This window comes from Streptomyces sp. NPDC047017 (genome assembly GCF_040644175.1).
Taxonomy (GTDB): Bacteria; Actinomycetota; Actinomycetes; order Streptomycetales; family Streptomycetaceae; genus Streptomyces.
Genome location: NZ_JBEYVW010000003.1, coordinates 178,527 through 200,577 on the forward strand (window position 1 = coordinate 178,527; position 22,051 = coordinate 200,577).

General features: G+C 73.0%; 14 protein-coding genes. 7 read left to right on the forward strand and 7 right to left on the reverse strand.

Annotated elements, in window-relative coordinates; translation table 11 throughout:
- The first annotated feature begins 142 nt into the window (after positions 1-142).
- Positions 143-2,296, forward strand: a complete 2,154-nt coding sequence (locus tag ABZ858_RS06430) for an FUSC family protein (protein ID WP_361373294.1) — start codon at positions 143-145, stop codon at positions 2,294-2,296.
- Positions 2,297-2,352: 56 nt separating this feature from the next.
- Here ABZ858_RS06430 and ABZ858_RS06435 read toward each other — a convergent pair whose 3' ends face one another.
- Positions 2,353-3,741: a GAF domain-containing SpoIIE family protein phosphatase gene (locus ABZ858_RS06435; RefSeq protein WP_361373296.1), complete on the reverse strand. Its 1,389-nt coding sequence runs from the start codon at positions 3,739-3,741 to the stop codon at positions 2,353-2,355.
- A gap of 405 nt (positions 3,742-4,146) precedes the next feature.
- Complete coding sequence (locus ABZ858_RS06440) at positions 4,147-4,614, reverse strand: DUF4345 domain-containing protein (protein ID WP_361373298.1); 468 nt, start codon at positions 4,612-4,614, stop codon at positions 4,147-4,149.
- Between the two features lie 90 nt (positions 4,615-4,704).
- Between ABZ858_RS06440 and ABZ858_RS06445 the strand changes: the two genes are divergently transcribed.
- Positions 4,705-5,364, forward strand: a complete 660-nt coding sequence (locus ABZ858_RS06445) for a TetR/AcrR family transcriptional regulator (RefSeq protein WP_361373300.1) — start codon at positions 4,705-4,707, stop codon at positions 5,362-5,364.
- On the opposite strand, the gene ABZ858_RS06450 is transcribed toward ABZ858_RS06445, so the two are convergent.
- Entirely contained in the window at positions 5,346-6,146 is an 801-nt protein-coding gene (locus ABZ858_RS06450) for a GNAT family N-acetyltransferase (protein WP_361373302.1), read from the reverse strand. The two genes, ABZ858_RS06445 and ABZ858_RS06450, sit on opposite strands and share 19 nt — an antisense overlap.
- A gap of 299 nt (positions 6,147-6,445) precedes the next feature.
- On the opposite strand from ABZ858_RS06450, the gene ABZ858_RS06455 reads away from it, so the two are divergent.
- The 3 genes from ABZ858_RS06455 to ABZ858_RS06465 are packed head-to-tail and all read left to right on the forward strand — an operon-like array spanning position 6,446 to position 10,317.
- A complete protein-coding gene (locus ABZ858_RS06455) occupies positions 6,446-6,991 on the forward strand; it encodes an EF-hand domain-containing protein (protein WP_361373304.1) in 546 nt (181 codons plus the stop codon).
- A gap of 15 nt (positions 6,992-7,006) precedes the next feature.
- Positions 7,007-8,950 carry an acyl-CoA dehydrogenase gene (locus tag ABZ858_RS06460; RefSeq protein WP_361373306.1) on the forward strand — a complete coding sequence of 648 codons (1,944 nt, stop codon included), beginning with the start codon at positions 7,007-7,009 and terminating at the stop codon, positions 8,948-8,950.
- Positions 8,947-10,317, forward strand: a complete 1,371-nt coding sequence (locus ABZ858_RS06465) for a cytochrome P450 (protein WP_361373308.1) — start codon at positions 8,947-8,949, stop codon at positions 10,315-10,317. The genes ABZ858_RS06460 and ABZ858_RS06465 overlap by 4 nt, the downstream gene beginning before the upstream one ends.
- Positions 10,318-10,423: 106 nt before the next feature.
- Here the strand turns inward: ABZ858_RS06465 and ABZ858_RS06470 are convergent, their stop codons facing one another.
- Positions 10,424-11,470, reverse strand: coding sequence for a LacI family DNA-binding transcriptional regulator (locus ABZ858_RS06470; protein ID WP_361373310.1), 1,047 nt, complete (start codon positions 11,468-11,470; stop codon positions 10,424-10,426).
- Positions 11,471-11,609: 139 nt separating this feature from the next.
- Here ABZ858_RS06470 and ABZ858_RS06475 point away from each other — a divergent pair, with 139 nt between their 5' ends.
- Positions 11,610-13,085: a glycoside hydrolase family 43 protein gene (locus ABZ858_RS06475; RefSeq protein ID WP_361373312.1), complete on the forward strand. Its 1,476-nt coding sequence runs from the start codon at positions 11,610-11,612 to the stop codon at positions 13,083-13,085.
- 79 nt (positions 13,086-13,164) lie between these two features.
- Here the strand turns inward: ABZ858_RS06475 and ABZ858_RS06480 are convergent, their stop codons facing one another.
- The 3 genes from ABZ858_RS06480 to ABZ858_RS06490 form a co-directional block, all read right to left on the reverse strand.
- Positions 13,165-14,997 (reverse strand): arabinofuranosidase catalytic domain-containing protein, encoded by a 1,833-nt coding sequence (locus ABZ858_RS06480; RefSeq protein ID WP_361373314.1) that lies wholly within the window; start codon positions 14,995-14,997, stop codon positions 13,165-13,167.
- A 208-nt stretch (positions 14,998-15,205) separates the two neighbouring features.
- The gene (locus ABZ858_RS06485) at positions 15,206-17,851 is read right to left on the reverse strand and encodes a PA14 domain-containing protein (RefSeq protein ID WP_361373316.1); all 2,646 of its coding nucleotides are present in this window, start codon (positions 17,849-17,851) and stop codon (positions 15,206-15,208) included.
- An 85-nt stretch (positions 17,852-17,936) separates the two neighbouring features.
- On the reverse strand, positions 17,937-20,393 hold the full coding sequence (locus ABZ858_RS06490; protein ID WP_361373318.1) for a beta-L-arabinofuranosidase domain-containing protein: 2,457 nt from the start codon (positions 20,391-20,393) through the stop codon (positions 17,937-17,939).
- Positions 20,394-20,919: 526 nt separating this feature from the next.
- On the opposite strand from ABZ858_RS06490, the gene ABZ858_RS06495 reads away from it, so the two are divergent.
- Positions 20,920-22,035, forward strand: a complete 1,116-nt coding sequence (locus tag ABZ858_RS06495; protein WP_361373320.1) for an ABC transporter substrate-binding protein — start codon at positions 20,920-20,922, stop codon at positions 22,033-22,035.
- Positions 22,036-22,051 lie beyond the last annotated feature (16 nt).

Sequence of the window (22,051 nt, forward strand, 5' to 3'; positions counted from 1 at the left end):
CGAGAGCCCGCCCGCCGTGACGCGGCCGCGCCGGGTGCCGGGTGCCGTGCGCCCGGTGGTGGGCGATGCTGAAGGGGTGTGTGGTGTCCACGTCGGGCGGCTTCCCGCGGCCTATGCCGCCCCGGGCCGCCGGGCGGTGCGCGTGACGCTGGTCGCGGCGGCCGGCTTCTACGCCTTCCGCTACGGACTCGAACGCCCGGTCGCGGCCACCTACGCGCTCTTCGCCGCCGTGGCCCTGGGCGGACTGGCCAAGATCCCCGGCACCGGACGGCAGCGCGCCAGGACGATGCTGCGCCTGCTGCCCGTGTGCTGGCTGCTGGTGATCATCGGCACCTACCTCTCGGTACGCACCTGGAGCGCCGTCGCCGGCATGCTCGCGGTCGGCTTCGCGCTGGCCTTCGTCGCCGTGGGCGGCCCGCGTCCGGCAGGCGCGGCACCGGGCCTCCAACTGCTCTACATCCTGCCGTCCTTCCCGCCGTACGATCCCGCCTCGCTCGGCGACCGGCTGATCGGGACGACCGCCGGAACGGCCCTGCTCGTCGCCGCCGAGGCGCTGATCCTCACGGAGCCCGCCGCGACCACGTACCGGGAGCTGGCCGCCCGCGCGGCCCGGACCGCCGCGCACTGCGCGACCCTCCTCGGCGGGCCGCCTTACACGCTGACCGGCGCGGACCGGCGGACGGCACGCGCGGCCGGGCGCGCGCTGCGGCCCCTGACCGTCCCGGAGGCGGAACGCCCGGCCGGGCCGGGGCTGCGCGACCGGGCGCTCGCGGACATCGGCCTGGCCGCCCGCACCCTCCTCAGCCGCCTCGCACAACTCCCCGACGCACCAAGCGCACCGGCACCCGAGGCGACCGTCGCGCTGCGCGCCGTGGCACGACTGGCCACGGCCACCACGGCCTGCCTGCGGGCGGGTCCGTCGCCGGTGGCACCGTACGAGGAACTGGCGGCCGCCCGCGCCCACCTGTCGGCCCTGTCCGTAGGCCCGCCGGCCACCGGCACCCGCGCCCCGGCCCCCGCCCGCCGGACCGCCCCCGCACCGCCGCCCGCGCCGCCCGCGGTCCTGCGCCGCCACGCCGCCGTGCTGGAGGCCGCCGACGCCGCGCTGACCATGGCCGCGGCGGCCGATCTGGCCGTACGGGGCCGGCACGCCCGCGTCCCGGCCCCGCCGGGCCGCTTCTGGTACGCCGTGTCCCGCTCGCCCCTGCTGTGGTGGCACCGGCTGCGCGGCCACGCCGGACGCCGCTCGGTGTTCTTCCAGAACGCGGTGCGCATCGCCCTGGCCCTGACGGCGGCCCGGCTGGTGGCCGGGGTGGACACGCTGCCGCACGGCTTCTGGGCCATGCTGGCGACGCTCACCCTCACCAGGACCACCATGGACGAGACCTGGCACACCATCCGCCTGGCGCTCGCCGGCACCCTGGCCGGGGCCCTGGTCACCGCCGGAACACTGACCCTGGTGGGGACCGACACCGCGGTCTACGCCGTGGTGCTGCCGGCGTGGATGCTGTTCGCCTTCACGGTCGGGCCGGTCAAGGGCGTCGGCTGGGCGCAGGGGCTGTTCACCGTGCTCGTGGCGCTGGTCTTCGCCCAGCTGGCACCGCCCACCTGGCGGCTGGCGGAGGTGCGGATGCTGGACGTGCTGGTGGGCAGCGCGATCGGCGCCGTCTTCGGCGTGCTGGCCTGGCCCCGCGGAGCCCACGACGAGCTGCGCCACGCCGCGGCGGGACTCCTGCGCAGGGCGGCGGAGATCGTGGTGGCGACCAGCGCCTCGGTCGCGGGCGGCGGGGCGCTCGCCGCGCCGTCGGGGGTTCCCGGCCACCGGTCGCTGCGGCACGCGGTCATCCTCGCGGAGTCCGCGTACGCGCAGTACCAGAGCGAACCGACGCACTTCGGCGGCGGGCCCCGCGCGCCGGTGCTGCCCGGAGTGGACTGGCAGGCCACGCTGATGGCCGGGCACCACACGCTGTGGGGGTCCCAACGGCTGCTGCGTCCACCGCTCACCGCGCTGGGCCCGGCCGCCGCCGAGTCGGCCGGCGCCCTGGGGGAGCGGGTGGCCGGACGGATGCTGCTGGTCTCGGCGGCGCTGGACCCCGGAGGGGACACGCCCACCGCGCCGGTGCCGCTGATCGACCCGGCCTTCGCGGAGTTCGGCACGGAGCCGCCCGAGGCGCCCCGGCTGTACTACGCGACCGTGTCGTGGCTGGAGTCCCTCATGACCGACCTGGCCCGGATCGCCCGCGGCGGCACCGGCCCCGCGGCCGCCGACGAAGGCCACCGCGAGCGCCCCGGGTGACACCGCTGGCCGACCCGAGGGCACCCGGTGGCTGTCCCGAGGGCGCCCGGTGACGGTCAGGTGCGGGCGTAGCCGGTCAGGGGCGGGGTGCGCAGGGCGAGGACGGCCATGTCGTCGTGCCCGTCGCTGGGATGGTGCTCGGCCAGGTGCCGGCACAGTTCCCCGGGCGGCCGTCCGGCGAACCGGGACGCGGCGGCGGCCAGCGCGTCCAGCCCCCGGTCCAGCAGCTCGCCGGGGGTCTCCACCAGGCCGTCGGTGTAGAGGATCACGGTGCTGTCGACGGGGACGACCAGGCAGTGGTCGGGGCGCGGCAGCTCGGCCGCCACCCCGAGGGGCAGTCCGGGCCGGGTGTCCAGGAAGCGCACCCGCCCGTCGGGCAGCAGCAGGAGCGGCGGCGGGTGCCCGGCACTGGACCAGTGCAGCTGCCAGGCCCCCTCGAAGGGTTCGAGACGGGCCAGCAGGGCGGTCGCCACAGGGGCCTCGTCCAGGGCGTGGAGGATCCGGTCCAGCCGGGTGAGGGAGGTGCTGGGCGGTGTGCGCCAGTCGTAGGAGAGCGCGCGCAGCATGTTGCGGATCTGCGACATGTCGGCCGCCGCGCGCAGGTCGTGGCCCACGACGTCGCCGATCACCGCCGCGCACGCGCCGTTGGGCAGCAGCATCGCGTCGTACCAGTCGCCGCCCACCGCCGCCGGGGCGCTCGCCGGGCGGTAGGCCGCGCCCGCCGCGAACGGGGCCAGATCGGGCAGCCGGGGCAGCAGGAGCCGCTGGAACTGTTCGGCGCTGCGGCGGACCTGCTGGTAGAGCCGGGCGTTCTCGATCGCCACCCCGGCGGTGCCGGCCAGCGCGCGGATCACGCCCTCGTCGTGCCGGTCGAAGGGCTGCCCGTCGCCGCGCTCGGAGAGGTAGAGGTTCCCGTAGACCCGGCCGCGCACGCCGATGGCGACGCCCAGCAGGGTGCGCATCGGCGGATGGCCGGGCGGGAAACCCGCGGACTCCGGATGCCGCGCGATGTCCTGGATGCGCAACGGCTCGGGGTGGTGGATCAGATGACCCAGCAGACCCCGGCCCCGGGGCAGCTCCACTCCCTCCAGGTCGGCCAGTTCCCGCGCGGTGAGCCCCAGCGGGATGAACTCCGCCAGGAACCTGCCCTCGTCGTCGAGCACCCCCATGGCGCCGTAGCGGGCGCCGACCAGATCCATGGCGGTACGGACGATGCGGCGCAGCACCGCGGGGAGTTCCAGCTCGCTGGTGATGTCCACCACCGCCTGGAGCAGCTCCTGCAGGGTGCCCTGGGCACGGGCCAGGGCCTGCAGCTGTGCACCGATGCGGTTCAGGTCGGAGCTGACCGGCAGGCCCAGCAGCGAGGTGTAGGACGCCTCCTCCGGTGGTGGAGCACCGCGGCCCTGCGGATCCCCGTCTCCCTGTTCCCGCCGGTCGTCCACCATCGCCGCTGTCTCGCTTCCGCCGTGCGCCGCGGCCGCACCTCGCACACGCCCGCCGCCGGGCCCCGCACGAGCACGGCCCCGCAATGACAACCTTCGCCCGCCCCGCCCCGCCCGGCGACTGGCCGCACGACGCCCGCCGGCACCCGATCGGCGTACCCGCGCCCCGCCCGCGCGGAACGGTCGGCTCAGATGGTCCCCGACGAGGACCGCGCACTCGTCGGGAGTGACCGGGCGTATCTCCAGCTCCTGGGCCTCGACGCGCTGGGACCCGGCTCCCCCCCCCGGCCACGACCAGGGCGGTCTTCTTCGACACGCCGGAGGAGGAACGGCCGCCGGCGCGCTCGACGAGGCCGTTCACCTGATTGCGGCCAGTGGAAGCAGGACAGGGAACCGGGTGCCGGGGTGTCAGGCCGCGGGAGAACTGCTGCCGGGAGCGGTCGCCGCCCGTCCGCCACCGCCACCGTCGCCCCCGCCGTTCCGGCCCGCGGCGTCGCGCAGGGCCCGCTCCTCCGCGTCGGCCAGCCAGAAGAAGACCGGCGGCAGCCCGAGTTCGATGACCGTCAGGGCGAGCTGGAACCACTGCGGCCGGCCGGCCACCGCCAGCGAGAGCAGCCGGCCCGCGCCGCCCAGCAGGAAGACGCCGGCCATCCACCGCACCACCTGCGCGGGGATCGGCCGCTGCCGTACGGCCCACAGCCACACCAGCCCGTAGCCGACGAAGCTGGAGCCCATGAACCGGCCCCAGCTGTCGACCGTCGCACCGGCCGAACCGGCGCCGGGAATGGCCGCGTTGCCCGCCAGCACGTGGAACAGGCCGATCGCCACGCAGGCCCAGCCCATCAATTGTGTGAGCGCGCGCAGAGTTCTCGCCATGACCCCTCCGAGCCGTGCCGGCCGAGCTTGGTTGACATGTGTCTACCAGGGTGGCCGCGCCAGTAGACACGTGTCAAGTAATCTGGGTCCGTGCCGCCCTCCCGCCAGCGCCTCAGCCCCGCCGAACGCCGCGCCCAGCTCCTCGCCGTAGGGGCGCGGCTCTTCGCCGCCCGCCCGTACGACGACGTACTGATGGAGGAGGTCGCCTCAAAGGCCGGTGTCTCACGGGCCCTGCTCTACCGTCACTTCCCCAGCAAGCAGGCCCTCTTCGCGGCGGTCTACCGGCAGGCGGCGGACCAGCTGCTCGCCGAGACCCGGCTCGACCCCGCCGACTCCCTGGTGGAACAGCTCGTCCAGGGCATGGACGTCCATCTCGACTACTTCGTGGCGAACCGCAATGCCGTCCTCGCCGCGAACCGGGTCCTCGCGGGCGACCCGGTGATCCAGACCATCATGACGAACGAGCTGGACGCGCTCCGGGCGCGGCTGCTGGCCGTGCTCCCGCTCGCGGACGACGGGTCCCGCGCGGCCGTCTCCGGCGTCCTGAAGAGCTGGCTGGTCTTCGTCCAGGTGCTCTGTGTCGACTGGCTCACCCAGGAGACGTGCACCCGCGCCCAGCTGCGGGACGTGTGTGTCGGCGCCGTCCTCGGGGCCCTGCGGCCCCTGCTCGCCGAGGACCCCGCGCCCGAGTGGCCGCCGCGGTGCTCCCCGGTGCGCGACGGCGGGCCCGGTCAGTCCTTGAGGCCGTAGAAGTGGATCGGTGAGTTCGGCTCGAACCCGATGCGCGGGTACACGGGCGCGCCGGCCGCGGTCGCGTGCAAGGTGGCCCTGGTCAGCCCGGTGGCCCGGGCGCCCTCGTACAGCGCCTTGCGGGTGACCGCCTCGCCGTAGCCCCTGCGCTGCCACCGGGGGTCCGTGGCGACGAGGACGACGAAGAGGCGGCCGTCCGCCTCGACCGTGCCGGCGCATGTCACCGGGATGCCGCCGCGCAGGCCGAGGTAGGCGTGCACCTTGTCCTTCCAGAGGGCGGAACCGGCCAGTCCGTCACGGCCCTCCTCCAAGGGGAAGCCGTACCCGAGGGAGTTGATGTCCGCGTAGGCCCGCAGGTGCTCGTCGGTGGTCACACGCACGAAGGTCAGGTCGGGGTGGACCGGCTCGGGGACGGGGAGCAGGTCTGCGGCCATGCCCGTTCCGGAGAAGGCGTACTCAAGGCCCGCCTTGTCGGCCGCGCTCGCCAGCGAAGGCCGGGCCTCGGCGTCGAGGAGGTCCTCGAAGAGCCAGAGGAAGCCCGGGTGTTCCTTCGCGCGCATGATGTCCACGGCCCGGCCCAGCCGTTCGGCGACGAGTTCGGCCCCCGCGCCCGTCTCGGTCAGGGTGACGCAGTTCCAGAACGCGAACCGGCAGTCGGCCCAGCGGACGGCGATGCCGGGCAGGTCGCGCACGTCCGCATCGGCGTCGCGGTCGAGCACCATGGCCCGCCAGACCGTGGCGAGCTGTTCCATCGATTCGACGGACTCCGTGCGACCAGTCACCGTCGCCCCCCCATTCCTGAGCTTGCGAGAACCCTCGACCGGGCCGGACACGATCTCTTGTACGGCACGCGGAGCCGGTTCGTCCACGGGGACAATCGGACAAGGGGACGACGACCGGCCATTGTTTTCCGGCGCGTACGCGCGGCGCCCCGCACGCGAGGTGCGTCAATTTCCGTACCGGCCATTCACTCGAACGATATGGCCGGTACGGATGGATTCACCCGATCACGGCCCGGTAATCTCACGATATGCCGCCGGAAATGACCGCCGGGGCGAACTGGCGGTATGGGGAGGGCCACATGGGTGCGCTGCTGGATCAGAAGTACGAGAAGCTTTTCTCCTTGCTGGACGCCAACGGCGACGGGGTGATCGCCGAGGACGACTTCACGCTGATGGCCGCCCGCGTCATCGAGACGTTCGGCGACGGGCCCCTGGCGAGCAAGGGCAAGGCGTACGCCGACGAGATGCTGAAGTACTGGCGGGCGCTGCGCGACACCGCCGACACCGACGGCGACGGACAGGTGGACAAGGACGAGTTCAGCCGCGCCCTGCACCAGGTGAGCGACAGCTTCGACACCCTCGTCGGACCGCTCTACCGGGCCGGCTTCCACCTCGCCGACCGCGACGACGACGGCCTGGTCACCAAGGAGGAGTTCACCGTGGTCATGGTGGCCATCGGAGTGCCCCCGGAAGAGGCCGGGGCGGCGTTCGACCGGCTCACCGAGCGGGGTGGTGGACCGGACGGGCAGCTGTCCCAGGACCAGCTGATGAGCGCGGCGGAGCAGTTCTACCGCACCGAGGACCCGGCCGACACCGCCGGCCATCTGCTCTTCGGCACCCTGTGAGGCGAACGCGTGGCGATGGCCGGGCGAGCACCCGCCGGGCACCGCTCCCGCGCGGGCGCGCCGGACCGCGCGGTGAAGGTGCCGCTGCTGACCGAAGCCCTTTTCGAAGGCCGTTTCGACGAACTCCACCGACCTTGGACGGAGCTTTTCCGCCACGACATCTTCCACTACCGCGACGGGTTGTCGCTTTCCCAGCGTGCCGAACTCGCCTATGAACGCCTGCGCGTACTCAACGGGGGCATCACCTCGGTAGAAGGGCTGGTCGCCGCCACGGACCGGCTCGTGGCCCTGCACGAATGGTCAGGAATCGTCGACGGCACCCTCACCACATTGGCGACCATCCATTACAACCTGTTCCTGGGCAGCCTGCTCCACCTCGACCCCGAACGGACCGTGGACCGCGAACCGTTCACGCGGCTGCACCGCTACGGCACCGTCCTGATCACCGAACTCGACTACGGGAACAACGCCGCCGCACTGGAGACCACGGCCGCCTACCGCCCGGACTCCGAGACCTTCCTGCTCCACACACCCTCGCCCGGCGCCCGGAAGTTCATGCCCAACACCGGCCCGGCGGGCGGCCGCAAGAGCGGACTGGTCGCGGCCCGGCTGATCGTCCGCGACCAGGACTGCGGAGTGTTCCTGTTCCTGGTGCCGCTGCGCGACGAGCACGGGACGCTGCCCGGCATCCGGACCCGCCCCCTGTCCGAGACACCCGGCTCGGCCGTCGACCACGCCCTGACCTCCTTCGACCACGTCGAACTGCCCCGTACGGCACTGCTGGCCGGCGACCACGCGCACCTCGCCGCCGACGGCACCTTCCGCAGCACCATCGGCAGCCGGCGCCGCCGCTTCCTGCGCTCCATCCAGCGCGTCACGGTCGGCAAGCTCTGTCTGAGCGCGGGCGCGCTGGGCGGAGCCCGGGCATGCCTCACCATCGCCGTGCGCCACGGCCACCGGCGGCACACGTTCGCCCCCGCGCGCAGGACCGGCGTCCCCCTCTTCGCCTACCGCTGCCACCAGACCAGGCTGCTCGGGGCGCTGGCACGCGCCTACGCGGCGACGTTCCTGCTGCGCGAGGCCGTCCGCGGCTGCCTCCGCGACGACACCGGCGAGCAGGCCGGGGCCGAGGTCCTCGTCGCGGCGACGAAAGGCTGGATCACCTGGCAGGCCAGGGACATCGTGATCGAGTGCCGGGAACGCTGCGGCGCGCAGGGCCTGCTGTCCGAGAACCGCGTCGTCGACCTGATCACACCCATCGAGGGCGCGATCACCGCGGAAGGCGACAACCTCGTCATCTGGAGCAAGGCGGCGGCCGACATGCTGACAGGACGGGGCTACAGCGCACCGCCCCGCACCGACACCACGCATGACGCGCTGTCCGACTGCACCCGCCTCCTCGACCTGCTCGTACGCCACGAACTGGCGTGTCTCCAGCGCGCCCGCGCCCGCCTCGACCGGTCCGGCACCGATCCGCTGGACCGCTGGAACCAGGCGGTGAACGCGGGCCTTGCACTCGTCGACGCGTACGCGGCCCGGCGGGCCGCCGAGGCGTTCCTGGCCGCCGTCGAGCGGACCGGCGACCGGGCCACCCGCGGTGTCCTCGCGGACGTGTTCCGGCTGTACGCGCTGCAACGCCTCACACCCGACGCGGGACCGCTGCTCGCGGACGGCCACCTCACCGCCGACGAGGTCCGCGACCTGGGCGCGGCCGTCGACCGCCTCGCCGCCCGGCTGGCACCCCACGCCCTGAAGCTGGTGGCGGCGTTCGCCGTACCGGACGCGCTCCTGCGGGCACCCATCGCCGGGGGCGGCCACACGGCGACGTACGACGATCCGGCAGGACCGCGGTGGAGCGAGGTGCGGCCGGCCGAGCCGGGGCGGGAACCCTTCACGGCATCCTCCACCGCCCCCTCCACCACGCCCTCCGCACCCGCGAGGAGGGAGCACGAACCATGAGCGACGCGTTCTCACGCGAGCCGGTCTGGGACCCGCGACGCTTCCCGCCGGCCGCACGGGCGCCGCGGACCGTGCAGACCGCACGGATGCTCAGGGACCCGCAGGGTTACCCGCGCGCCCTGCGCGACCGCTTCGGGCCGGTCTTCTCGCTCCGCGCGTTCCCCTACCGGGGCGCCCTCGTCTGCGCGGCCGACGCCGACACCAACCGCACGGTGCTGACCGACCACCGCCGGTTCACGGGAGGCGACGCCGCCGCGCTGCTGGCACCGGCGGTCGGCGCGGGCTCGCTCATCTGCACACCGCCGCCGGGACACCTGCGCCGGCGCAGGCTGCTGCTGCCGCCCTTCCACGGCGCGCGGATCGCGAAATGGGCGGGGCGGGTCCGGGAACTCGTACGGACCGGACTGCCCGAACTGCTGGCCGCCCGCGACGGCGGCCCCGTACGCCCCTGGGCGCAGCGGCTGACACTGGACGTCATCCTGCGCGTCGTCCTCGGCCTGACCGACCCCGCCCGGACGGCGGCCTTCCGCCGCGCGCTGACGCCGTTCGTCGGCACGGCCAACCTGGCCGTGCTCTTCCTGCCCGGCCCCGTGCGGCGCGACCTCGGGCCGCTGTCACCGGGAGGCCGCTTCCACCGCCTGCGCGCGACCGTACGGGCCCTCGCCCGCGAGGAGATCGCCGCCCGCCGCGCCGCGCCCGACCGCGCCCACCGCGACGACGTGCTGTCCCTGCTGCTGGGCGCGCGCGACGAGGAAGGCGTCGGGCCGGACGACGACGACCGGCTTCTGGACGAGCTGACCGGACTCGTCCTTGCGGGCTACGAGACGACGGCCACCACCATCGCCTGGACGCTGCACCTGCTCGCCCACCAGCCCGCCGCCCGCGACGCCCTGATCGCCGACCTCGACACGGGCTCGGACCAGCTCCTCAAAGCGACCCTCAAGGAGTCGAGCAGGCTGCGCCCCGCCGTCTACAACGCCATGCGCACGGCCGCCCACGACACGGAACTGGGCGGCCGTCCGGTGCCACGGCACGCTTTCGTCGCCGCCCTCTTCCCGCTCACCCACCTCGACCCGGCGCTGTGGCCCGACCCCGACGCCTTCCGGCCCGAACGCCACCTCGGCCCGGAACCGGCCCCCTACGCGCTCACCCCGTTCGGCGGCGGCGTCCGGCGCTGCATCGGCGCCTCCCTCGCCCAGCTCGAAACGGAGACCGTCCTCACCGAAGTCCTCGCCGCCGCCGTCCCCGAGCCCGCCGGACCCCCGGAACCGCCCCGCCTCGTCTCCGTCACCCTCGTCCCCGCCCACGGTGGCCGCGTGCGCCTGCGCCCCCGCGGACCGCGCGACCGACCGCCCCGAATGTCGTGACCGGCCGCACCGGCCGCCCCGGCGACGAGGTGCGGCGGCACCCGCCTCCGCGAAGGCACCTAACTCCGCGAAGGCAGCATCAACCTCCCGCAAAAACGCCCCCCGCTCAGAAGCCCGCCGCCGGACCGGTGCGGACGGCGGGCGCCCCGCGCCCGAGGGTGCTCTCCCGGCACACCAGGAAGTGACCGGCCCGGATCCGCCGGGCCTCCCGCGCGGGCGCGCCGCCCAGTTGGGACAGGACCGACTCCACCGCCATCCTCGCGATGGACGCCTTGTCGGGCGAGACGGAGGTGAGGGTGACGGCACCGAACCGGCCCTCCATCACATCGTCGAAGCCGACCACGGCGACGTCCTCGGGCACGCGCAGCCCCCGTTCGGACAGGACGCGCAGGGCGCCGATAGCGATGAGGTCGTTGTAGGCGAACACCGCGTCCGGCCGGTGACCGGCGTCCAGGAGCCGCGCCATGGCGGCGGCCCCGTCGGCGTGACCCCAGCCGTCGGTGGCCGCCACCAGCCGTTCGTCGGCGACCAGCCGCGCGCCGTCCAGCGCCTCCCGCCAGCCGCGCAGCCGCAGATGAGCGGGCTGGCTGTGACCGCGACGCGCGCCCAGGAAGGCGATGTGCCGCCGGCCCAGGGAGATCAGGTGGCGTACCGCCTCGCGCGCGGCGGCCACGTTGTCGATGGCGATGTGGTCGTACGGCAGGTCGTACTCGCGTTCGCCGAGCAGGACGAGCGGCACGGGTTCGGCCCGTCCCCGCAGGTCGTCCGCCTCCAGCTCGATGGGGCTGAGGATGAGCCCGTCGATGACCCGGGCGCGGAACCCCTGGCTGACCAGGCTCTCCTGGTCCCGGCGGCCACCGGTGTGGTCGAGCAGCACGGTGTAGTCGTGCTCGGCGGCGACGTCGATGACCTCGGCGGCCAGTTCGGCGAAGTAGGGGTTGCCCAGCTCGGGCAGGGCCAGGGCGACGATGCCCGTGCGTCCCGCGCGCAGATGGCGGGCGGTGAGGTTGGGACGGTAGCCGAGTTCGTCGAGGGACTTCCGCACCCGCGCCCGCATCGCCGGGGTGACATGCGGATGGTCGTTGACGACGTTGGAGACGGTCTTGATGGAGACGCCCGCGTGCAACGCGACGTCCTTGAGGCTCACCCGCACGACGTTCCTCCCGTGTCCGGGCAGGCGATCCGGCCGACGCCTTCCCCGCGAACCCGGCGCCGGGCCACCTTGACGCCGTATCAGGCCCATCCTACGGTGACGCACCATCGATATTACATCGATGCAAAAGGAGTCCATCATGCGCACGCAACTCCTCGCGGCCACCCGCTCACCGCGCCGCAGGCGACTGCTCGGCGTCCTGGGCGCGCTCGTCCTGGTCCTCGCCGGAACCTGCGCCGTCCGGCCCGCCGAAGCCGCGGCGGCCACCCCGCGCACCACCGTCACGGGCACGTTCCGCAACCCGCTCAACACCGGCCCGGACCCGTTCATGACGTACTGGAACGGCAACTACTACCTGACCACCACCCAGGGCGGCAGCATCCGCATGTGGCGCTCCCCGTCCCTCGCCACCCTGCTCACCAGCGATCCCGTCACCGTCTGGACCGACACGGACGCCTCGCGCGGCCGGGACATCTGGGCCCCGGAGTTCTACCGCTTCGGCAGCCGCTGGTACCTCTACTACACCGCCGACGACGGCACCGACGACCACCACCGGATCTACGTCGCCGAGTCCGACCGCGACGACCCGGCCGGCCCCTACCACTTCAAGGCGAAACTCGCGCCGCCCAACCACGCCGCCGACTTCGCCATCGACCCGGGCATCCTCCAGCACAACGGCCGCCTCTACCTGGCCTACAGCGGCATCAACCCGTACCAGCACAACGGCATCAACATCGCGCCCCTGTCCAACCCGTACACCGTCTCCGGCGACGCCGTCGCGATCGACGCGGCCGGCGGCTGCCCCGAGGTCCGCGAGGGACCGGAGTTCCTGTATCGCAACGGCCGTACCTGGATGACGTACTCCACCTGCGACACCGGGAAGCCGGACTACCAGCTCTGGATGATGTCGCTGCCGTCCGGCGCCGACCCGCTGGTGCCGGGCAACTGGACGCAGCACCAGGGGCCGGTCTTCTCCCGCGCCGACGCCCACGGCGTCTACGGACCCGGCCACCACGCCTTCTTCCGCTCACCCGACGGCACCGAGGACTGGATCGTCTACCACGCCAAGACCACCTCGGCCTACACCTACAGCGACCGCACCACCCGCGCACAGCGCATCGGCTGGAACGCCGACGGGAGCCCCTCCCTCGGCGTCCCGCTCGCCACCGGAGCCACCCAGGACCTCCCCTCCGGTGACCCGGGCCCGGGCGCCTACTGGATCAACGACGACGGCCGCTCCAACGGCGCCGGCTCCCTCGCCTACACCGGTTCCTGGAACTCCGGCACCGGCTGTGGCGTGCAGTGCTTCTGGGGCGACGACCACTGGAGCGACCGCGCCGGGAACACCGCCGCGTTCACCTTCACCGGCACCCGCATCGCCCTGCTGTCCGTACGCGACACCGGCAACGGCTACGCGGCGCTCAGCATCGACGGCGGCCCCGAGCAGCGGCTGGACTACTACGGCGCGATCCGCACGGGCGAGACGCTCCAGTTCCTCAGCCCGCGCCTGCCCTACGGACGGCACACCCTCCGGGTGCGGGTGACCGGCGAGCACGACGGATCGTCCGGGGCGTCGTTCGTCAGCGTCGACCGGGCGGAGGTGTACGTCAACTGAGGCCGAGGGGGGAGAGGGAGGGGTGCGGGAACCGGAGACCGGTTCCCGCATCCCTCCCTCTCTCGCACTTGACGTGACGTCAGCTCAGCGTGAACCGCTGTGCCGCCGACCCGTTGCAGTCCCAGAGCCGCAGCCGCGTCCCGTCGGCGGTGGCGCCGTCGGGGGCGTCGAGGCAGCGGCCGGACTGCGGGTTGACCAGCGAACCGTCCGAGCGCTGCTGCCAGTTCTGCCCTCCGGCGCCGTCGCAGTCCCACAGCTGCGCCTGGGTGCCGTTCGCGGTGCCGTTGCCCACGAGGTCCAGGCAGCGGCCCAGGGTGCGCAGCGAGCCGTCACCGTTGTGGTACCAGTGCTGGTCGACGGCGTAGGACTGGCAGCCCCACAGCTGTACGGCCGCGCCGTCGCCGCCGCTGTCGTCGGCCGCCACGTCCACGCACTTGGCGCCCGGGCCGGTCACCGGAGCGCCGCCGTTCACGGCGAACTTCTGCGCCGGGGCGCCGTTGCAGTCCCAGATCTGCAACCGGGTGCCGTTGGCGGTCGCGCCGCCGGGGGAGTCGAGGCAGCGGCCCGACTGCGGGTTGCGCAGCGAACCGTCGGACTGCTGCACCCACTTCTGCCCGCCGACCCCGTCGCAGTCCCACAGCTCGACCTTGGCGCCGTTCGCGGTGCCGTTGCCCACGATGTCCAGGCACGTGCCGATCGTGCTCAGCGAGCCGTCGGCGTTGTGCTGCCAGTGCTGGTCCTCGGCCCAGGACTGGCAGTCCCACAGCTGTACGGCGGTGCCGTCGGTGCCGGTGTCGTCCGCGGCGGCGTCGACGCACTTGCCGCCCGGTCCCGTGATCGTCCCCTGCGGGCCGTTGGGCACGTCGGTCTCACCGGAGTAGCCGACGGAGACGATGTTCGCCTGCACGGCGTTCTCGGCGGCGTCGCCCGGATAGCCGGCGACCATCACGCCTTCGAAGAAGGTGCCCCGGTTCCAGTTGCTGTTGTCGCCGCCGGTGCCCAGGATGATGCCGCCCTCCTGGTGCATGGGCCGGTAGCCGCCGCGCGTCGTCAGGCCGCCGTCCCACCACGTCGACAGCGCTCCCGACCGGGAGTTGCCGCCCTTGAGGGCGTACTTGGTCTGCCCGTCGTTCTTCAGCACGGCCGTGACGAAGGGGCTGCTGTTGCCGCGGTTGGCGGTGTTGGAGCCGTCGCCGCCCTGGAACATGCCGTTCTCCATGTCGGCCTCGACCCACGGCCCCGAGCCGGTGCAGGGCGCGAAGTAGCAGGTGGTGGCGATGGACACGGCGTCCATGTGCCCGTTGCCGGTGTCGGCCGGGGTGCTCTCCGCATTGCCGTAGTCGAAGCAGCAGTCGGAGCCGACGTGGGTGCCGCTGGCCACCATGTAGGCGCCCTCGGGCCGGCCGTCGACGGCGACCCCGGAGGCCACCCCGGTGTAGCGGTAGCCGACGCCCGGCGAGATCCAGATGCCGTACACCTTGTGCCCGCCGGCCGTCACCGCGATCTCACCGGCGTCGGCCCCGCGGTCGGCGCCCATCCCGGAGGTCCCGGCCGGGCCGGGGGTCAGGTCGTTGTGCCGGGTGGTCTGGTCGTAGACCTTGGTGATCCGGCACGTGCTGTTCTGGCAGAACACGTCCTGCTGGGCGGCGTTCGCGTAGCCGCCCGGGGTGAGCAGGCCGATGTCCGCGCGGGCCCCGTCCGAGGCCCGGGTGACCTGGTACAGCGGCCCGTTGTAGGACGACAGCAGGGCGCGGGTCGTGCTGTGCGCGGCCACACAGGGCGTACCGGCGGCGCCGTACAGGTCGCAGGGCAGCGAGCCCGCCGCCTGCGAACGTCCCGCGAGACCGATCAGCGCCGCGAGGACGAGCGCGCAGGCCGCCGCCACGGACAGCAGCGGCCTCAGCAGGCGCACGGCCCGCGGCCACCTGGTGAGCGGCGGGGCGGTCGGGGTGGGTACCGGACTCTCTGAGCGCATGGTGTGCTCCCGGTGAGGTGTGTGGGGGAGAGTGGGGAGGGACGGGGAGCGCACCCGGCCCGACGGCGGGGCCGCTCCCCGGCGGCCCTCCCGGCCCCGGTGGGTGCCGGGTCCGGGAGGGCGGGACGCCGTGCGGTGGCCGCCGTCAGCGGGTGGCCGCGCCGGCTGAGGCACCGGCCGCGATGAGCCTGCGGTTGATGTCCCTGACCTGTTGCGGATAGACCTTCAGGACGGCACGGTCGTACGTCACCAGGCCGTTGAGTTCGCCCTCGACGTCGCTGATCTGGGTGTAGACCGAACCGGAGAGCCCGGCCGCCGCGCCGGGGATCAACTGGCTGGTGTTCTCCACGTACGTCCGGGTCATCTCCGCGATGTCCGCGGGCCCGTCACCGTAGTCCTGGCCGCCCGCGACCCCGGCGATGTGCCCCGGGATGGTGAGCGAGTAGCCGCCGTGCTCGCCGTCGACGGCGGCGCGGGTGGCGTCGGGCGCCGGGTTCGCCGGGCCGTGGTAGAGGTGGTGGTCGATGACGTCACCCCGGCCCGAATCGCCCTTGGAGGCACAGCAGTTGACGCCGGAGTGCGCGTCGACCAGCCGGGAGGGGTCCTGCCGCTTGACCGCGTCGGCCAGCTCACCGGTGGACTGCTTGCTCTGCTCGCCCCAGCCCTCGTTCATCATGGTCCACATGACGACGGAGGGGCTGCTGAGGTGCTGGTCCACGATCTCGTGGACCTCCTTGTCGAACTCCGCGTTGCTCGCCGCGCTCGCGGAGTCGGTGTTGCGGCTCGGCATGTCCTGCCACACCATCAGCCCGAGCCTGTCGGCCCAGTAGTACCAGCGGGCCGGCTCCACCTTGATGTGCTTGCGCACCGCGTTGAAACCGAGCTGCTTGTGCAGTTCCAGATCGGACCTGAGAGCCGCGTCGGTCGGTGCCGTGTAGATGCCGTCGGGCCAGAAGCCCTGGTCGAGGGTGGCCAGGAGGAAGGTCGGCTTGCCGTTGAGTTCGACCTTGTTGACGCCGCCGACCTTGCCGACCGACACCGACCGCATGCCGAAGTAGGAACCCACCACGTCGTGCGAGCGGCCGTCGGCGAGGGTGACCTTCAGGTCGTAGAGGAACGGGCGGTCCGGGCTCCACAGCTTCGCGTGCGGGACCTTCAGCCGCAGCGCGGTACCGGCCCTGCCGGTCACCGAGCCGACCGGCCGGCGGCCGTCGTAGGCGGTGGCGGTCACCCGCGCCGAGTACCTCGTGCCGGGGCTGGGCCGCACGGTGACCGACAGGAAGCCGCCCCGCACGTCCGGGGTGAGCACCAGCGAGTCGACGCTCTTCTCGGGCACCGGCTCCAGCCACACGGTCTGCCAGATGCCGGAGGTCGGCGTGTACCAGATGCCGCTGGGGTCGCGGGACTGCTTGCCCGTCGCCTGCTGCGAGCTGTCGGTGGTGTCCTTGACCTTCAGCAGCACGGTCTGGTCGCCGTGCCGGGTGACGGCGTCCGTGATGTCCGCCGTGAACGCCTGGTAGCCGCCGGTGTGGTGGGCCACCTGCCTGCCGTTGACGTACACCCACGCCTCGTAGTCCACCGCGCCGAAGTTCAGGTGCAGGCGGTTGCCCGAACCGACCCGCCAGCCGGCCGGGACCTTGAACGTGCGCTGGTACAGCGACCAGTCGTGGTGCTCGGCGACGCCGGACAGCGGCGCCTCCATCGGATAGGGGACGAGGATCTTCCCGCTGAGCCTGCCCCTGGGCAGCGGGGCGTCCTGCGCGGTGCCCTGGAACTGCCAGGTGCCGTTGAGGTTGGCCCACTGCTTGCGGGTCTGCTGGGGGCGCGGGTAGTCGGGCAGCGCGTTGGACGGGGAGACGTCCTTGGCGTACTTCGTGGCGAAGTACCAGGTGGAGTTGTTCTGCGCGACGCTGGAGAACACGGCCAGCGGACCGGCCGGTGTGCTCACGCCGCCCTGCCCGTCGTAGCTGATCCGCACGTCGGACTTCATGGCCGCCGGGGTGTCCTTGTCGGCGGCCGTGAGGACCAGCTTGGAGCGGTCGGAGCGGTCCGTGGCCACCGACGGGGACCAGCGCTGGCCGCCGGCGATCACCGAGAGGTGCCGGGTCAGGTCGGCGGGCAGCGAGTCCACCGGGCCGGGCAGCTGCACGACGGCCTTGCGGCCGGAGGAGTCCACCGTGCTGTGCAGGTCGAGCGGCGCGTAGCCGTCCGGCAGGTGCAGCGCGGAGTCGGGGACGGGCTGCCGGTCGATGCCCGGACCCGACCACTCGGTCTGGATGTAGGCGCCGCCGTATCCCTGGTTGTAGTCGAACGCCAGCTGGTGCGCACCGGCGGTCAGCGTGATCGGCTCGGACTGGGTCTGCACGTCCCAGTCGGTCGTCCAGTGGTTGATCACGCTCGTGCCGTCGAGCGACATCCGGAAGCCGTTGTCGCCCTTGATGTAGAACGTGTACGACCCGCCGGCGGGCACGTCCAGCAGGCCCGTCCAGTGCACGGCGACGTTCAGGGTGGAGCCGGCGCAGCTGCGCAGGGTGGGGATGAGGTCCTTGGTGTTCAGGGACGGCTGGACGCCGGTGCTGGTGTAGGTGGCGAAGTCCAGCGAGGTGCTGTCGGAGCTGAGATAGCAGTCGCTGCGCAGGCCCTGCGCGGTGCCGGCGGCGGGCGCGGCGGCCTCGGCCGCGGGCTGCGCGTGGGCGAGGGAGGCCGGGGTCAGGAGTGCGGCGCCGAGCAGCAGCGGCGCCACGGCGGCCAGCCGGCGGGGGAGCGGGATGCGGTGTCGTCCGGGACTCAAAGGGGGTTCACCTCTCGTCGGGGCGGTGGAGGACGGCCTGCCTGCCCGCTCTCCTCGGGGGCAGGCCCTGGGTTCTTCCGGCTGTTCAGACGCGCGGGCCGCCCGGCCCGGTGCGCCAGGCCAGCAGGCCGCCGGAGAACCCGGTTCTGAGCTGCGCCGTGACGCGCAGGGCGGTGGTGGTCACGGCCGGGAAGGAGATCCGGTTGAAGCGGTCGGCGGCGACGCCGGGTTCGGGGGTGCCGCCGACGGGCAGCCACCGGCCGTCGGCCGAGCGGTGCTCCAGCCGCCAGGACGCGGGGACGCGGCAGGCGCCGTGCCCGGTGTCGTCGTACCAGTACACCGCCACGGCGTCGACGCGGACCGGTTCGGCGTAGTCGTACCGCACCCACTCCTCGGTGCCGGTCCGGTCCCACCAGGTGAAGCGCGGAATGTTCTGGTCGTAGGAGCCGGCCGGGTCCACGGCGGCGTTCATGAGCAGTGCCTGCGGGCTGTCGACACCGCTGAAGGAGGCCGAGACCGCCGCCCACTGCCGTGCCGCGGCCGAGGTGGCGGCGGTGGGGAAGGAGGTGATGCGCAGCCGGGCGGCGGCGGCCGGGATCAGGGTGAGCTGTTCGACCGGCCGCGTGGTGCGCGCCGGGCTCTGCTGGAGCGGGGCGATCACGTCCTGGTCGTCGCTCGTCCAGCCGGGCAGCCGCCGGCCCCTGGCCCGGATGCGGACCGGGGTTCCGTCGTGGGTGAAGGGGTCGGCGGCCCGGGCCCGGGTGTGTTCGACGGTGAGGGAGCGGGCGGGGTCGTGCCGGTCCAGGACGAGCGCGTAGTTCCACGGCGAGGCGGGGAACACCTCGTACTCCGGCCAGGCGTCGGTGCCGCCGGAGCGCCGCCAGTCCTCCTCGATGCGCAGCGAGTAGGCGAGCGGCCCGTGGTGCACGGAGACGGAGTCCTCCTCGGCGCCCCAGGTGCGTACCGTCGTGCGCATCGGCAGCCGCAGCACGATCTGGTCGCGGTCGTGCCACCTGCGGTCCAGGACGAGGTGCCCGCCGCTGCGCCGGACCTCGACCGGGCGGCCGCCCAGCCGGACCGAGGGGTCCTGGCACCAGCCGGGGACGCGCAGGTACAGCGGGAAGGCGACGGCGCGCGGGGTGGACACGGTGAGGGTGACGGTGTCGCCGAAGGGGTACTCGGTGCGCTCGGTCACGGTGACGGTGGTGCCGTCGCCGACCTTCGCCCGCACCGAGGACTCGCCGTACAGCGAGGCGCACAGGCCGCCGTCCAGGCTCGCGAGCCACATCTCCTCGGCGTAGTAGGGCCAGCCCATGCCGTAGTTGTGGGGGCAGCAGCGGTACTGGTGGATGCCGGGCTGATACGCCTGCATGGCGAAGGAGTTGTTGAACTGGCCGTGCGTCTTGGCAACGTTGTCCAGCTGGACGCTGTTCGCCGCCGTGACGTAGTGGGTGCCCTTCTGCCGCGGGTCGAAGGCGGCGGGCAGCAGGTTGAGGGCCAGCTCCTCGCAGCGGTCGGCCCACACGGTGTCGCCGGTGAGGCGGGTCAGCAGCTGATGGCTGTGCATGAACTCGACCACGCCGCACGTCTCGAAGCCCTGCCGGGGGTCGTGGTAGCCGGGGCGCGCGTTCTCGTCCGCGGCGAAACCACCGCCGGGGAACCGGCCGTACGTGCCCATGACGGTGTCGTAGACGCGGTGCGTGGCGGCGAGGAAGGCGGGGTCGCCGGCCAGGACACCGTACTGGGCGGGCTCCCGGAAGCCCTGGGCGAGGTTGACGTTGTGCCAGGTCGGGACGGTGTGCGTGTAGTCGGCGCTGTGGGCGTGCAGGGTGTGGACCAGATCGAGCAGCCAGGCGTCGCCGGTGCGGTTGTAGAGCCAGTAGGCGGTGTCGACGGTGTCCCCGACGCGGGCCGCGCCCCAGCCCTTCCCGAAGAGCGTCCCGGGCTGGCCGTGCAGGTAGTTCAGCCAGCCGGTCAGCGCCGGTACGACCCGGTCGTCGCCGCTGTACTCGTGCCAGGTGCGCAGCGCGTCCAGGACCGGCATGTGCGGCCAGTAGTCCGGTCCGCCGTCGAGCGCGGTGCGCAGCCGGGCGGGACCGAAGAACCCGTCGGGCTGCCGGGTGGCGAGGATGCGGTCGATCCAGGCGCGGGTCTGCTCCAGGACCCGGCTGTCCTGGGTGACGTAGCCGAGGTCGCCGAACCCGCGCAGCCAGTAAGGGAGTTCCTCCCAGCCGTCCCGGTCCGGGACGGACCAGCCGCTGGTCTTCTCGTCCAGGTAGTCGGAGACCTCGGGCATGCGCCCGTTCAGCCCGTCGAGCTGGAGGTCCAGCTGGGCGCGCAGCCATCCCTTCGGGGTGATGCTGCCGGGCGGCAGCCGCAGGAACGGCTCCTGCCGCAGCGGGGCGCGGTTGGCGGTGTAGTGGGGGCGGGGGCCGGTGCTCCGGCTGGGTGGGGTGGCGGCGTGCGCGGGCGCGGTGGGGCCGGCCGCGGTGACGGCGCCGGCGACCGACAGGGAGCCGGTCAGGAACGTACGGCGTTCCATGGAATGTCCTCTCTGCGGAAGGACCGTGTCCAAAGGTGCGCGACCGGTGCGGGGGCGCGTGTCGCTCGGCGCCGCCGCCGGTCCGCGGGGACCCGTCGGCGCGCGGCGCCCGGCCGGCGGTGACGACGGCGGGAGTGGACGGGTGAGGGGAGGGACGTCTCCCGCCGCCGCGCGGCCCGGGGCGTGAGGCCGCTCCGGCAGGGCGCGTAACAACGTTGTAAACGAAGGCAGCCACATGACAGCACAGCCCGCGCGGAGGTGTCCACCCCCATGCCGGATTCTTCTCCGGCCCCTCGCCCGGGCGGCCTCCAGTGGGCCTAACCCCCTGGTTCACAAGGGACTTGACGGCTCGTAGGGCCCCGGCGAAAGAGTTGCGGACCGCGGGTTGACACCGGTTTGACGTTCCCTCAATGTCTACAACGTTGAAAAGCCAGCCTGCCGGACCGCCCGCTGCGCGTGAGGGCCCAGGCGGCCCCCCGTCTCTTCGCACCGCCTTCGCCTACACCGTTGAGGATGTGATCGGCGCGTGAACGTCTCGTCCCAAGCCAAGACCCTCACTGCCGCAGTGCTGGCCGCCGGACTGTGCCTGGCCGCCACCGGATGCACCAAGTCGGACTCCTCGTCCTCGGGCGGCGGTTCCAGCTCCGCGGCGACCGCGAACGACAACGCCGCCTCGCAGCAGGTCGCCTCACCGTCCGCCACCGGGCCCGGCTGCACCTACCAGAAGTACGGCGGCGGGGTCCCCAAGCTGGACATCACCGACGGCAAGACGGTCGTCGGCTTCTCCCAGTCGGAGTCGACCAGCAACCCGTTCCGCGCCACGGAGACCAAGAGCATCGAGCAGCAGGCGAAGAAACTGGGCGTCAAGCTCATCGAGCGCAACGCCAACGCCGATGTCAACGCGCAGAACTCGCAGATCGAGGACATGATCGCGCAGGGCGCCAAGGTCCTGATCGTCGCCCCGGAGAACTCCGACGGCCTCGGCCCGGCCCTGGCCAAGGCCAAGTCCGCCAAGATCCCCGTACTCACCATCGACCGCACGGTCGGCGGCAGCGCCTGCGCGGACTTCATGGCCTTCATCGGATCCGACTTCTACCACCAGGCGCAGATCGCGGCCGACGACCTGGCCGGTGCCACGAACGGCGAGGCCCATGTCGCCATCCTGACCGGCACCCCCGGCAACAACGTCACCACCGACCGGACCAAGGGCTTCCAGGACCAGGTCAAGGCCAAGTACCCGAAGACGAAGATCGTCGCCTCGCAGACCGGCAACTTCGCCCAGACCGACGGCCAGAAGGTCATGGAGCAACTGCTCCAGTCGCACTCCGACATCAACGCCGTCTACGCGGAGAACGACGAGATGGCGCTCGGCGCGATCCAGGCGATCAGGTCCGCGGGCAAGACACCCGGCAAGGACATCAAGGTCGTCTCCATCGACGGCATCCAGCAGGCCGTCAAGAACGTCGCCGCCGGGCAGATGGTGTCGGACATCGAGACCAACCCCCGCTTCGGCCCGCTCGCCTTCCAGGCGCTGCAGGACTTCTACGGCACCACCGGGGTGCAGCCCAAGGTGATCATCAAGGACGGCCACTTCACCTCCGGCACCGCACAGCAGGCCCTCGACCAGGGGCTCGTGTACTGAGGCGGCCCGCGGCGGA

What these genes read in the sequence shown, in the direction of transcription:
- ABZ858_RS06435 (WP_361373296.1), bottom strand. Translation starts at nt 3,741, where the DNA reads ATGGTGGACGACCGGCGGGAACAGGGAGACGGGGATCCGCAGGGCCGC.
- ABZ858_RS06440 (WP_361373298.1), bottom strand. Translation starts at nt 4,614, where the DNA reads ATGGCGAGAACTCTGCGCGCGCTCACACAATTGATGGGCTGGGCCTGC.
- ABZ858_RS06455 (WP_361373304.1), top strand. Translation starts at nt 6,446, where the DNA reads ATGGGTGCGCTGCTGGATCAGAAGTACGAGAAGCTTTTCTCCTTGCTG.
- ABZ858_RS06460 (WP_361373306.1), top strand. Translation starts at nt 7,007, where the DNA reads ATGGCCGGGCGAGCACCCGCCGGGCACCGCTCCCGCGCGGGCGCGCCG.
- ABZ858_RS06465 (WP_361373308.1), top strand. Translation starts at nt 8,947, where the DNA reads ATGAGCGACGCGTTCTCACGCGAGCCGGTCTGGGACCCGCGACGCTTC.
- ABZ858_RS06475 (WP_361373312.1), top strand. Translation starts at nt 11,610, where the DNA reads ATGCGCACGCAACTCCTCGCGGCCACCCGCTCACCGCGCCGCAGGCGA.
- ABZ858_RS06490 (WP_361373318.1), bottom strand. Translation starts at nt 20,393, where the DNA reads ATGGAACGCCGTACGTTCCTGACCGGCTCCCTGTCGGTCGCCGGCGCC.